Origin of the sequence: Micromonospora sp. NBRC 110037, assembly GCF_001652995.1 — a bacterium.
Lineage (GTDB): Bacteria > Actinomycetota > Actinomycetes > Mycobacteriales > Micromonosporaceae > Micromonospora > Micromonospora chalcea.
This window is the reverse complement of sequence record NZ_BBVA01000002.1, coordinates 1,082,122-1,094,380: the sequence shown is the minus strand read 5'-3', so window position 1 is coordinate 1,094,380 and position 12,259 is coordinate 1,082,122. Positions and strand designations below refer to the sequence as shown.

The window sequence follows — 12,259 nt, the reverse complement described above, 5'->3', positions numbered from 1 at the left end:
GTCGTGCGCCGGCCCGCTCCCGCGAGACGATCAGTTCTCCGCGCGACCGGCCCGCCAGTAGCCCATGAACGCCACCGCGCGCCGGTCCATGCCCCGCTCGGTGACCAGGTGCCGCCGCAGGCCGCGGATCACCGCCGCCTCCCCGGCCAGCCAGGCGTAGAGCGCCGCGCCGTCGGGCCGCTCCGGCACCTCCCAGAGGATGTCCCGGTCCACGTCCACCTCGGCCAGCGGTGCGGCGCCCGCCGCGACAGGTACCGGCACCAGCCGGCCGGCCAGGCTCGTCACGGCCGGGGTGAGCCGGCTGCCGTGCGGGACGCCGTCGCGGGGCAGCCAGGTCACCGTGACGCCGGCCGGGGGCCGGCAGGGCAGCTCGTCGCCGGTCTCCGGCACCTCCACCAGCGCGTGCCCACGCGCGTCGGCGGGCAGCCGCTCCAGGATCGCGCAGATCGCCGGCGCGGCGGTCTCGTCGCCGGCCAGCAGCAGCGTCGCCCCGGCGGGCGGCTGGAACTCGACACCGCCGTGCGGGCCGTCCCAGCCGGCGTCCGGGCCGACCACGGCGATCCGGTCGCCGAGGCGGGCCCGCCGGGCCCAGCGGGTGGCCGGGCCGCCGTCGCCGTGCAGCGCCATGTCCACGTCCACCTCGTACGCCTCCGGCCGGACCGCGCGGACCGTGTAGGTGCGGATCGGGCTGCGCAGCGCGTCCGGCAGCTCACGCCACCGCGGGAACCAGTCCGGCCCGTCGGGCAGCTCCCCCGACGCGCCGTCGACCGGTGGCAGGGCCAGCTTGATCCGCTGGTCGTACCCGTTGTCGGCGAACCGGTCCAGGTCCGGGCCGGTGAGCGTCACGCGCAGGAACGACGGGCCGAGCCGGCGTAGCGCGCGGACCTCGACGGTGAAGACTCGCCAGGGCGCGACGGCCAGGGTGCTGGTCATGCGTCATTCCTCTCACGTGCGGGGGGTGGTTCGTCGGCGAACGGGTCAACGGGCGGCCGCGGCGGCGCGGGAACGCCACAGCAGCCAGACGAAGTACGGGGTGCCGATCATGGCGGTGACCAGACCGGCGGGGACCTGGGCGGGGGCGATGACGCTGCGGCCGAGCGTGTCGGCGAGGCTGACCAGGGTGGCGCCGAGCAGCACCGCGACCGGCAGGACGCGGGTGTGCCGCCCGCCGACGAGCGCCCGGGCCGCGTGCGGCGCGACCAGGCCGACGAAGCCGATCACGCCGACCGCCGACACGGCGGTGGCGGTGAGCAGCGCCGCCAGGCCGAGCGCGACGAGCCGGGCGCGTTCCAGCCGGACGCCGAGCACCCGGGGCGTGTCGTCGTCGAGCGCGAGCAGGTCCAGTTCGCGGCGCACGGCGGCCACCACCGGCAGCGCGACCAGCAGCGCGATCGCCACCGGCAGCACCTGCGGGGCGGTGCGCCCGTAGGTGGAGCCGGACAGCCAGGTCAGCGCCTTGCCGGTGTTCCACGGGTCGGAGGACACCACGATGAACGTGATGATCGCGGTACCGCCCTGCCAGACCGCGAACCCGATCAGCACCAGCCGGTCGGAGTTGAGTCCCCGCCGCCGGGCCAGGCCGTAGACCAGCGCGAACGCGACGACCGCGCCGAGACCGGCGGCGCCGGACAGGGCGAGCACGCCGGCCATCGGCGCGAACGTCAGCAGCGACACCGCGCCGATGCCGGCGCCGCCGGTGATGCCGAGGATGCCCGGCTCGGCCAGCGGGTTGCGGCAGACCGCCTGCACTGTGGTGCCGGCCAGGGCCAGCGCGGCGCCGGCCAGCAGCGCCGCGGCGACGCGCGGCCAGCGGGCGTCCAGCACGAAGGTGTACGCCGGTCCGGTGCGGCCCTGCACCCAGTTGACGATGTCGCCCAGCAGCACCCAGGTGTCACCGGCGAGCATGCCGAGCACCAGCGCGGCGGTGGCGACGACCGCGCAGACCGCGACGACGGCGGCAACGAAGCCGCGGGAGCGCACGGCGGCGTGGCCGCCCGGCGCCTGCCGGGTCGGTCCGGCGTCGCGGTGGCGGCGGGCCAGCCACACCAGCAGCACCGCGCCGAAGAGCGTGGTCACCACGCCGGTCGGCACGTCGACACCGGCCTGGCCGCCGAGCACGGCGCGCAGCAGCACGTCGGAGCCGAGCACGATGACCACGCCGACGATGCCGGACAGCGGCATCAGGACGCGGTGCCGGTGCACCTCGGGCACCCACTTGCCGAGCAGCCGGACGATCACCGGCGCGCCGAGACCGACGAAGCCGATCGGGCCGGCCAGGGTGACCGCCGCGGCGGAGAGCAGCACCGCCAGCAGCACGACCGTGAGCCGGGTACGACGCACGTTGAGCCCGAGCACGGTGGCGGTGTCGTCGCCGAGGGCGAGCAGGTCCAGCCGGTGCCCGAGTGCCACGAGCACCAGTGCGGCGACAGCGATCACGGGGGCGAGTTGGGTGAACGCGACCAGGTCGCCCTGCACGAGCGAGCCGTTGCCCCAGGCGAACAGGCCGATGGTGGCCTGCTCGAACAGCAGCATGAGCAGCATGGTCAGCGAGGACAGCGCCATCGCGGTGGCCGAGCCGGCGAGGATGAGCCGGGTGGTGGCGGCCTGGCCGCCGGCCGAGAGCAGCATGACCAGGGAGGCGGCGGCGAGTCCGCCGCAGAACGCCAGCCCGCCGGCGGGCAGCGCGGGCAGCGCGATCCCGAACGCGGCGGTGGAGACGATCGCCAGGTGCGCGCCCGCGTTGACGGCGAGCGTGTCCGGCGAGGCGAGCGGGTTGCGGGTGGTCGACTGCAACGCCGCGCCGGCGAAGCCGAGCGCGACGCCGACGGCCAGGCCGGTGAGCAGCCGGGGCAGGCGGGAGGCGACGAGCACCCGGGCGGTCTCGTCGTCGCCGCCGGTGAGCAGCCGGAGCAGGTCCAGCGCCCCGACCGAGGAGGTGCCCTGGGTGAGGTGCACCGCGGTGATCGCGACGAGCAGCGCGGCGGCGAGGGCGAACGCGCCGGCGACCCGGCTGCGCCGGGCGGGCGGCGGCCCGGCCGGGGCCGGCCGGGTGGCCGGCCCCGGTGGGGCGGGGGCGGTCATCGCGCTCAAGCCGTGTAGACCTTGACCAGCTCGTCGATGTACTGCTTGGCGGAGAGCGTGCCGCCGAAGGTCCAGATGCCGTTGGGCATCTTGTGCAGCTTGTTCTGCTGGACGAACGGCAGGGAACGCCAGATCGCGTTGCCGGCGAGGCCGTCGGCGAACACGTCGGTGCCGTCCGAGGCGTTGTAGAAGAAGTGCAGGTCCTGGCTCTTGAGGACGGTCATGCCCTCGACGTCGGTCTGGCCCAGGCCCCACATCTCGTCGGTCTTGCCGGTCCAGGCGTTCTTGAGGCCGAGCTGGATGCCGAGCTGGGAGACGAGCGCGCCCTCGCCGAACATCCGGATCGAGACGGTGCTGCCTTCCTTCCAGCCGTCGGCGATCGCGAACTGCTTGCCGGCCGCACCGGCGTCGGCGATCTTCTTCTTGCCGTCGGCGAGCGCGGCGTCGAAGTCGGCGAGCAGCTTGTCCGCCTGCGCGGTGCGCCCGGTCGCGGTGGCGATCATCTTCAGGTCCGAGCGCATCCGGCCGATGTTGTCGGAGGCGTCGCTGCCCTTGGTGACCAGCACCGGGACGTACTTCTCCAGCTGGGTGACGACGGCGGAGCCGCGCTCGGCCTCCATCACCACGAGGTCCGGCTGGAGGGCGACGATGGAGTCGACGCTCGGCTCACCCCGGGTGCCGACGTCCTTGACGCTCGGGTCGAGCGGGGCGGCGGTCACCCAGGTGGCGTACCCCTTGGGGTCGGCCACGCCGACCGGCATCACGCCGAGGCCGACGAGCATCTCGACCTCGCCCCACTCCAGGCCGACGACCTTGGTGGCGGGGCTCTTGAGCGTGATGGTCTTGCCCCGGCTGTCGGTGACGGTGACCGGGCCGGTGGGCGCGGCGTCGGAGGAGGACGGTGCGGCGGCGGGCTCCTCGGTGGTGCCGCAGCCGGCGATCAGCAGCGCGCTCGCCGCGGCGGCGGCGAGCAGGGTCAGGCGGGTACGCAGCATCGGTTTCTCTTCTGTGTGCAGGGATCGGTCAGGCGGGGATACGGGTCGTGTGCCGGCCGACGGGACGTGTGGAGAGCAGGTTGGTGACCGGGTCGACGATCACCTCGACGCGGATGCCGTACGCCTCGGTGAGCGCCGCCTCGGTGAACACCTCGTGCGGCGTGCCGGTGCCGCGGACCCGGCCCTCGTGCAGAAGCACGACCTGGTCGGCGACGGCGGCGGCCTGGTTGAGGTCGTGCAGCACCACGCCGACGGCGACGCCGGCGGTGTCGGCGAGGTCGCGCATCAGGTCGAGGATCTCCACCTGGTAGCGCAGGTCCAGGAACGTGGTGGGCTCGTCCAGCAGCAGGATCGCGGTGTCCTGGGCCAGGCAGGTGGCCAGCCAGACGCGTTGCAGCTCGCCGCCGGACAGCTCGTCGACCGGCCGGCCGGCCATGCCGTCGACACCTGTCACGGTCATGGCCCGGTCGATCGCGGCGGGCCCGTCGGGGTCGCCGGCGCGCCACCGCTGCCGGTAGGGGTGCCGGCCGTAGCCGACCACGTCCCGCACCGTGACCCCGCTCGGGGTGGGGCGGCTCTGCGCCAGCAGCGTGACCCGGCGGGCGAAGTCCCGGGGGGACAGCGCCCGGGCCGGGGTGCCGTCGGCGAGCACGACCTCGCCGTGTTCCAGCGGGTGCAGGCGGGCCAGCCCGCGCAGCAGCGTCGACTTGCCGCTGCCGTTCGGGCCGACCAGCGCGGTCACCGCCGCGGGGCGCAGCGTGATGGCGGCGTCGTGCACCACCGTCTTGCCGTGGTAGCCCAGCCGCAGCTCACTGCCCGTCAGGCCGTCGGCCCGCGCAACTTCGCTCGTCACGCAGGTTAGGCTAACCTAAGACTCTTTCATCCTGTCAAGCCGGTCCTTCGGCCCGATCTCCCCTCCCCCACCCCGGCCCCGACCCGGTCGATCATGAGGTTGACGGCGTTGTCGATCTCCGATCCGGCCGCCAACCTCATGATCAACCCGGTGGGGTGCCTGGGTCAGAGCGAGACCTGGCGGCCGCCTAGGGTCACCGTGAGGCGGCCGTCGCCGGCGAAGGACCAGGCCAGGGCACCGGAGTACGTGGCGCAGCGGGAACCGTTGGAGCCGGACCAGAACTGGTTCGAGCCGTCCACGTTCCCGACGGTCCTGTCGTTCGATCCGCTGCCGGCGAAGCGGCAGGAGGTGTTGTTCCGGTAGACCGAGGTGCCGGCGTCGAACGAGAAGTTCCGTTCGGTGCTGTCGATGCTCAGGTTGTTCGAGATCGTCATCGTGCCCGGATTCCGGTTGTACGTGAAGCCGTGCTTGCCGTTGCGGTACGCGATGGTGCGCCGCACGGTGTGGTTGACGGCGATGTCCTCACCGCCGAGCTTGAAGCCGTTGCGGTCGCCGTTGCCGTTCTGGGTGCCGTTGCTGAGCGTGCCGTTGCTGTATGCGAGGGAGTCTTCAATGGTCACCGGACCGATCGCGCCGGTGTCGGACTTGGTGTAGAGGTCCCACCCGTCGTCGATGTTGTGGTGCGACACCGCGTACCGGAAGACGTTGCCACCGCCCACTGTGAGCTTGGCCGCGAAGCCGTCGGCGTCCTCGCCGTCGGAGTCGGCGTTGTCGTGCGACTCCACGCTGACCATCAGGTTGTTGGCCGGCCACTGGTCGCGGGGCGTGCTGGAGGCGATCCGGGACAGTTGCAGCCCGGTGTCGCGGTTGAAGCGGGTCACCGTCCGCTCGATGATGTTGTTGCTGCCGCCGACGAAGATGCCGTTGTCACCGGCGCGCTCCACCACGAGCCCGCGCACGTGCCAGTACGAGGCGTTCAGCGCCAGCCCCCGGTTGGCCGGGTCCTCGCTCATCGCCGAGAAGTTCAGGATCGGCGTCTCGCCCGGGTAGGCGTACAGGTTCTTGCGGGCGCTCGACGTGCCGTTGTTGCCGGCGGCGACGGTGACCGTCTGGGACAGGTTGTAGGTGCCGCCGCGCAGGTAGATCGTGCCGCCGGCGCCGACGCGGGTGATCGCCGCGGCGATGGTGGTGGGGCTGGCCTGGGTGCCGGCCGCCCCGGCGGTGCCGTTCGGCGCGGCGTAGATCGCCCCGCCGACCGGCGGCGGCGTGGTCGGTGGCGGCGTCGTCGGCGGCGGGGTGCTCGGGGGCGGGCTGCTCGGCGGGGCGCTGGTCGGCGGCGTGCCGGTGGTGGGGGTGACGCCGCCGGTGCAGGTGACGCCGTTGACGGCGAACGCGGCCGGGACCGGGTTGCTGCTGTCGTTCCAGGTGCCGTTGAAGCCGAACGACGTGCTCGCGTTGGTGCCGAGGCTGCCGTTGTAGCTGACGTTGGCGGCCCGCACCGACGCGCCGCTGGCGGTGATCTCGGCGCCCCACGCCTGGGCGACGGTCTGCCCGGCGGCGAACGTCCAGGTGACGGCCCATCCGTTGAGCGGGTCGCCGAGGTTCGTCAGGTTGACGTTGGCGGTGAAGCCGCCGCCCCACTGCGCGGTGACGGCGTAGTCGACGCGGCAGCCGGCGGCCGCCTGGGCGGCGGTCGCGCCGACGGCCAGGCCGGACGCGGCGAGCGCCGCCGTCGCCGCGGCCGATGTCCACAACACCGTACGACGGTGTCGGTTGATCATGATGGTCTCCTCCGGGTGGTGGTGCGGTGCCCACGCCGCTACCGGCACCGATGCCCGGTCGGTGTCAGGGGCGGGCCTTGTCGCCCGGACGTCCGTGTCATGCCGAACGCTCACGTCTCCCGCGCAGTAAGCGCTTTCAGCGCAGCCTAACGACGGACGTCGATGCGGTCAAACATCCGGGGGTGCGCTGAACGATCTCGCGCCGCCGTCCGTATCCACTGCCGACCGGAACATCGGCCGGAACCGCGATGCCGGAGCGGGCACGAGCACGATTCCTCCAGTCGTCACTTCGCACCGTGGAGACGGCGCGGCAGCCGCCGCACCCTCCCGGTCAACCAGAGGAGAGGTGCATGGCCAGGGGTACGCGCAAGACCGCGGTCCTGAAGCTCGGCGGGGTGGGCGCCCTCGCGGCGCTGTTGTTCGCCGGTGGGCTGCAACTGGCGTCGGCGGGCGAGAACAACCGCCCGGCCACCACCGCCGCCGCGCAGACCGTGAACTGCCCGACGGTACGCGACAAGCTGCCGGCCGTACCGGCGGCGGCATCGGCCCAGGTGGAGCGGGAACTGGCCAACCTGGACCAGGAGATCGCCCGGCAGAACGAGCGGCTGGCGCGGCAGGCGGTACGCCCCGAGGGCGGACCGGCGTTCATCGACAACGCCATCCTCGGCCCGCTGCGCAGCAAGCGCGTCGCCGTGCTCGACCGCATCGAGATCGCGTTCAACCGGATCGGCGCGCCGCGCCCGGACCTGGACGCGCTGGCGGCCTGCTCGCTCAACGCCCCGGGCGTGCCGAGCGCCGTCAACGGCGGCGCCGGCCAGAACGCCGGCGGCCAGAACGGCAACGCGGGCGGTCAGAACGGCAACGCCGGGGGCCAGAACGGGAACAACGGCGGCCAGAACGGCAACGCGGCCGGATCGGCCCGGACGGTCAACTGCCCGCGCGTCGCGCTGCCTGCCGTCCCGGCGGCGGCCGCGAGCCAGGTGCAGGCCGAACTGGCCACGCTGGACAAGCAGATCGCCGAGGCGAACGCCCGCCTCGCCCAGCTCGCGGTGCGCCCCGAAGGCGGACCGGCCTTCATCGACAACGCGATCCTCGGGCCGCTGCGCAGCAAGCGCGTCGCGGCGCTCGACCGCATCGAGATCGCGTTCAACCGGGTCGGCGCGCAGCGCCCGAACCTGGACGCGCTGGCCACCTGCGGCCTGAACTGAACGCCCGGTCGCGGCCCGGCGGCGCGCATCCCGCCGGGCCGCGACCCGGGGTCACAGCGGTCCGAGGACGTCGGCCGGGTCGGCGTCCAGCGCCAGCGTCTCCAGCACCGAAAGAAGCTGCCGCTCCTCGTACCGGAAGTGCGACTCCATGATCGCCGCAACGCCCTCCAGGTGCCGGGCCAGCTCGTCGGGCGGGGCGTCGCGAGCCACCGCCGCACCCAGCCCGGCCAGCAGGTACCCGATCATCGAGTGGTCCTGTCGCAGCCGGTCCAGCGTCTCGCGCAGCTCCGGATGGCGCGTCGCGACCGCCGGGAAGAGACTGCGGTCCTCGCCCTCGTGATGCGCGGTCAGCGCCGCGCAGAACCCGTGGCAGAACAGCAGCAGGTCCCGTGTCGCGGGCCGTGCCGGCTCACCGGCGGCGAGCGCCCGCCGGGTCACCTCAAGCGCCTCGCGCAGCCGCTCGTGGACGGCGCGCATCTCCCGGCTCCAGGCCACCAGCCTGGTCTGTTCGCCCTCAGCCACGTGGCGAGGGCGAAGGGACGACGAGTGTCATCGTCGTGCTCCCTTCGATCCGGCGCCTCCATGCCTGACACGGTCTGCCACCGGCACGCGACGCTGCGCGGAGCCTAACCGGCGACGCCGGGAGCGATCAAGTAGTGCCAGCGCTACCCCGGCCCGGTAGCTGGTGGGATGGAACGCGGGACCGGTTCTGGCGAGGCTTGAGCCCGTACCCGTTCACCTCCGTCGAGGAGTTCCCATGACCCGCCGTACCCTCCCGATGGCCGTCGGCGCCACGGCCCTGCTGACCGTCACCGCGCTCGGTGTGCCCGCCGCGTCCGCCACGACCACCGACGCCCGGCGTCCCGCCGCCGACGCCGTCCAGACGCGACTGGACGGCCTGGTCACCGAGCACGGCTTCCCCGGGGTGCTGGCCTCCGTACGCCGCGACGGCCGGGTGCGCGACTACACCGCGGGCGTGGGTGACCTGCGCACCGGCGCCGCGATCCCCCGCGACGCCCGGGTGCGCGTGGGCAGCAACACCAAGACGTTCACCGCGGTGGTCGTCCTCCAGCTCGTCGGCGAGGGCCGCATCGACCTCGACGCCACCGTCGAGCGCTACCTGCCCGGGATGGTGCGCGCCAACGGCAACGACGGGCGGCGGATCACCGTACGCCAGCTGCTGCAGCAGACCAGCGGCCTGCCCGACTACGACGAGGTCGTGTTCAGCGAGGCGCAGGATCTGGTGGACCGCCGCAGCGACTACTTCGACCCGCGCCGGCTGCTGGACGAGGCGCTCACCCAGTCGCGGCGCTTCCCGCCGGGTCAGAAGTGGGAGTACAGCAACACCAACTTCGTGCTGGCCGGGCTGATCATCGAGCGGGTCGCCAAGCGTCCGGTGGGTGAGGAGATCACCCGGCGGATCATCGAGCCGCTGCGGCTGCGTGACACGTACTGGCCGCAGACCGGCGAGCAGGACCTGCCGGGCCGCCTGCCGCGCGGATACGTGGCGGTGGAGCCGGGCGCGCCGTGGGTCGACGTGACCCGGATGGACCCGTCGCTGGGCTGGGCCGCCGGTCAGCTCGTCTCCACGCCGTCGGACCTGCGCACGTTCTTCGAGGCGCTGCTGGCGGGCAAGCTGCTCAAGCCGGCCCAGCAGGCGGCGCTGACGCGCACGGTGCCGGCGCCCGACTTCGAGCCCAACGGGGTGTGGGAGTACGGCCTGGGCATCGCCCGGCACGAGCTGCCCTGCGGCGGCCACGCCTGGGGGCACGGCGGCGACATCCAGGGCTTCGAGACGCGCAACCTGTCCACCACCGACGGGCGCAGCGCCGTGGTCGCGGTGACCGCGCTGCCGACCAGCCTGGAGATGCTGGAGGCGGTCACCAGCACCGTCGACGCGGCCCTGTGCGGCACCCGCCGCTGATCCGGCCGACCCGTCCGCGCGCCGCCTCACCGCGAGGCGGCGCGCGTGCGTGTGCGCTACCGGCGGCCGTCGTCGAGGTAACGCAGCACCGCGGTGACCCGGCGGTCGGCGCGGTCGTCCGGCGGCAGGCTCAGCTTGGCGAAGATGCTGCGGATGTGCTTGTGCACAGCGCCCTCGGTGACGAACAACCGCTCGGCGATCGCGCCGTTGCCCAGCCCTTCGGCCATCAGCGCCAGCACCTCGTGCTCACGCGGCGACAGCTCGGCCAGCGCGGTGTCCGGCCGCCGGTTGCGGGCGAGCAGTTGCCCGACCACCTCGGGGTCGATCACGCTGCCGCCGCCCGCGACGCGGTGCAGCGCGGCGAGGAACTCCTCGACCCGGCCCACCCGCTCCTTGAGCAGGTAGCCGAGCCCGGAGGCGCCGACCGCGAACAGCTCGGTGGCGAACGCCTGCTCGACGTACGCGGACAGGACCAGCACCGCGAGACCGGGACGGCGGCGGCGGGCCTCGACCGCGGCGACGATGCCCTCGTCGGTGTGGGTGGGTGGCATCCGCACGTCGACGATCGCCACGTCCGGCCGGTGCTCGTCGACAGCGGTCAGGAACTCCCCCGGCGTGCCGGCGGTGGCCACCACGTCCAGGTCCTCGGCGCGCAGCAGCAGCGCCAGCCCCTCGCGCAGCAGCGCGTCGTCCTCGGCGATCACGATCCGCATGGCAGCTCCACGTGCATCCTCGTCGGTCCTCCCGGTGGACTGGTGAGCGTCATCCGCCCGTCGTACGCCTCGACCCGCCGGCGGATGCCGGTCAGCCCCGAGCCGCGCGTCTCGTCGGCGTCCCCGCGCCCATCGTCGGTGATGGTCACCAGCAGCCGGTCCCGTTCCCGGCGCACGACGACCTCGACGCCGTCCGCGCCGCTGTGCCGGACCACGTTCGTGAGCGCCTCGGCCACCACGAAGTACGCGGTGGCCTCCACCGAGGCCGCGCAGCGCACGTCGACGTCCACCGACAGGCGGCACGGCACCGCGCACTCCGCCGCGAGTCCGGCGAGCGCCCCGGCCAGTCCCCGGTCGCCGAGCACCGGCGGCAGGATGCCGCGCACCACCGTACGCAGCTCGCCGAGCGCCTGCTCGGCCGCGTCCTGCGCGCGTTCCAGGATCTCGTCGGCGCGGTCCGGATCGCGGCGCACCGCCCGCCGGGCGGCGCCGAGCAGCACGTTCACCGCGACCAGCCGGTTCTGGGTGCCGTCGTGCAGCGAACGCTCGATCCGGCGCAGCTCCACCGCGTGCGCGTCGAGCGCCGCGGCCCGGGTGGCGGTGAGTTCGGCGACGCGCAGCGACAGGTCGAACCCGGGCGGCGGGGGCAGCAGCCGCCGGCCCGGCCGGGCCTGGATCCGCGCGAGCGCCGGGCCGGTCGTGACCGCGAGAAGCAGCCAGCCGACTCCGAGCACGGCGACCGCGAGCGCGTCGCCGAGCCCGTCGATGTGCCACCAGCCGATGCCGGGCGCGCCGGCCTCCGGCGGCACCAGCCGGTACCAGAGCGGGAACGTCATGTCCTGCACGGCGTAGATCGGCAGCACCAGCGCGAGCAGCCCGGCCCCGAAGCCGAGCGTCCCGTGGACGGCCACCCAGCGCAGCTCCCGCCGTACCACCGGGTCGCGCAGCGCCGCGCGCACCCCGGCCGGGACCGGGCCGGGCGCCGGGATCGGCGTCCCCCACCGGGACAGCCGGGCGCGCTCGCGGTCGGCCACCGACCGCACGGCCTGGAGCAGTCCGGGTACGAGCAGCAGCCCGACCCCGCCGACGCACGCCGCCGCGACGACGAGCGTCCCGAGCAGCGTGCCCAGGGCCAGCACTGCGGTGCCCAGCCCGCCGACGAGGTGCTCCAGAGCGGCCACCGCCACGCGGAACCGCCTCCGCACGTACTCCATCCCGGCCCACCCCCGGGCGAAACGATAGGTCACCGCTGTCGCCGCCCGGCAGGCCCGGGCGCGGAAAGTACAGCCTGCTGTACCACGACTGTCGTGCTGGCGGGATCGTTACCGGCCGCTCCCGTCCCTACTGTCGGTGGTAGCAGAAATCATCGAGGAGGCAGCCGTGAACGACCTGGACCGTACCGCCGAGACCGCCGCCGCCCCGTCGTCGATTACCCGGATGCGCCCGCTGCTCTGGCTGGTGCTCATCGTGAGCGTGGCCGCGAACGTGGTGCTGTCGAGCGTCGTCGGCAACCCGTGGGCCGGTTCCGCCTTCGGCGCGCTGGCGCTGCTGAGCGGTGGGACGCTTGCCGTCGACCACTACCGCAACCGCTGATCCGTCGCCGGCCGGGCGCCGGACAGCCGCCGCAGGGCGGGCCGCGAGAACGAGCGGCCCGCCCTGCGGCGTTCGCGTCAGCGCTGCGAATCGATTGACAGTCAGCTATAT

11 protein-coding genes are annotated in these 12,259 nt (G+C 73.9%); 3 read left to right on the top strand and 8 right to left on the bottom strand.

What is annotated here, in order from left to right:
* Window positions 1-30: 30 nt before the first annotated feature.
* The 5 genes from A4R25_RS03915 to A4R25_RS03895 form a co-directional block, all read right to left on the bottom strand.
* On the bottom strand, window positions 31-933 hold the full coding sequence (locus A4R25_RS03915; protein ID WP_064445628.1) for a siderophore-interacting protein: 903 nt from the start codon (window positions 931-933) through the stop codon (window positions 31-33).
* Window positions 934-978: 45 nt separating this feature from the next.
* On the bottom strand, window positions 979-3,081 hold the full coding sequence (locus A4R25_RS03910) for an iron ABC transporter permease (RefSeq protein WP_064445627.1): 2,103 nt from the start codon (window positions 3,079-3,081) through the stop codon (window positions 979-981).
* 5 nt (window positions 3,082-3,086) lie between these two features.
* Window positions 3,087-4,076 (bottom strand): iron-siderophore ABC transporter substrate-binding protein, encoded by a 990-nt coding sequence (locus A4R25_RS03905; RefSeq protein WP_043323338.1) that lies wholly within the window; start codon window positions 4,074-4,076, stop codon window positions 3,087-3,089.
* A gap of 28 nt (window positions 4,077-4,104) precedes the next feature.
* Complete coding sequence (locus A4R25_RS03900) at window positions 4,105-4,929, bottom strand: ABC transporter ATP-binding protein (protein WP_043323336.1); 825 nt, start codon at window positions 4,927-4,929, stop codon at window positions 4,105-4,107.
* Window positions 4,930-5,093: 164 nt separating this feature from the next.
* Window positions 5,094-6,710, bottom strand: a complete 1,617-nt coding sequence (locus tag A4R25_RS03895; RefSeq protein ID WP_064446463.1) for a cellulose-binding domain-containing protein — start codon at window positions 6,708-6,710, stop codon at window positions 5,094-5,096.
* Window positions 6,711-7,060: 350 nt separating this feature from the next.
* Here A4R25_RS03895 and A4R25_RS03890 point away from each other — a divergent pair, with 350 nt between their 5' ends.
* Window positions 7,061-7,918: a hypothetical protein gene (locus A4R25_RS03890; protein ID WP_064445626.1), complete on the top strand. Its 858-nt coding sequence runs from the start codon at window positions 7,061-7,063 to the stop codon at window positions 7,916-7,918.
* Between the two features lie 51 nt (window positions 7,919-7,969).
* Here the strand turns inward: A4R25_RS03890 and A4R25_RS03885 are convergent, their stop codons facing one another.
* Entirely contained in the window at window positions 7,970-8,440 is a 471-nt protein-coding gene (locus A4R25_RS03885; RefSeq protein ID WP_064445625.1) for a hemerythrin domain-containing protein, read from the bottom strand.
* A 235-nt stretch (window positions 8,441-8,675) separates the two neighbouring features.
* On the opposite strand from A4R25_RS03885, the gene A4R25_RS03880 reads away from it, so the two are divergent.
* Complete coding sequence (locus A4R25_RS03880) at window positions 8,676-9,842, top strand: serine hydrolase (protein WP_064445624.1); 1,167 nt, start codon at window positions 8,676-8,678, stop codon at window positions 9,840-9,842.
* 56 nt (window positions 9,843-9,898) lie between these two features.
* On the opposite strand, the gene A4R25_RS03875 is transcribed toward A4R25_RS03880, so the two are convergent.
* Entirely contained in the window at window positions 9,899-10,555 is a 657-nt protein-coding gene (locus A4R25_RS03875) for a response regulator transcription factor (protein WP_030499160.1), read from the bottom strand.
* On the bottom strand, window positions 10,543-11,769 hold the full coding sequence (locus A4R25_RS03870; protein WP_043323327.1) for a sensor histidine kinase: 1,227 nt from the start codon (window positions 11,767-11,769) through the stop codon (window positions 10,543-10,545). Before A4R25_RS03870 ends, A4R25_RS03875 begins: the two co-directional genes overlap by 13 nt.
* Before the next feature lie 166 nt (window positions 11,770-11,935).
* Here A4R25_RS03870 and A4R25_RS03865 point away from each other — a divergent pair, with 166 nt between their 5' ends.
* Window positions 11,936-12,148 (top strand): hypothetical protein, encoded by a 213-nt coding sequence (locus A4R25_RS03865; protein WP_043323325.1) that lies wholly within the window; start codon window positions 11,936-11,938, stop codon window positions 12,146-12,148.
* Window positions 12,149-12,259 lie beyond the last annotated feature (111 nt).

Coding starts and splice junctions, on each gene's coding strand:
- A4R25_RS03915 (WP_064445628.1), bottom strand. CDS start 933: ATGACCAGCACCCTGGCCGTCGCGCCCTGGCGAGTCTTCACCGTCGAG.
- A4R25_RS03910 (WP_064445627.1), bottom strand. CDS start 3,081: ATGACCGCCCCCGCCCCACCGGGGCCGGCCACCCGGCCGGCCCCGGCC.
- A4R25_RS03905 (WP_043323338.1), bottom strand. CDS start 4,076: ATGCTGCGTACCCGCCTGACCCTGCTCGCCGCCGCCGCGGCGAGCGCG.
- A4R25_RS03895 (WP_064446463.1), bottom strand. CDS start 6,710: ATGATCAACCGACACCGTCGTACGGTGTTGTGGACATCGGCCGCGGCG.
- A4R25_RS03890 (WP_064445626.1), top strand. CDS start 7,061: ATGGCCAGGGGTACGCGCAAGACCGCGGTCCTGAAGCTCGGCGGGGTG.
- A4R25_RS03880 (WP_064445624.1), top strand. CDS start 8,676: ATGACCCGCCGTACCCTCCCGATGGCCGTCGGCGCCACGGCCCTGCTG.
- A4R25_RS03875 (WP_030499160.1), bottom strand. CDS start 10,555: ATGCGGATCGTGATCGCCGAGGACGACGCGCTGCTGCGCGAGGGGCTG.
- A4R25_RS03870 (WP_043323327.1), bottom strand. CDS start 11,769: ATGGAGTACGTGCGGAGGCGGTTCCGCGTGGCGGTGGCCGCTCTGGAG.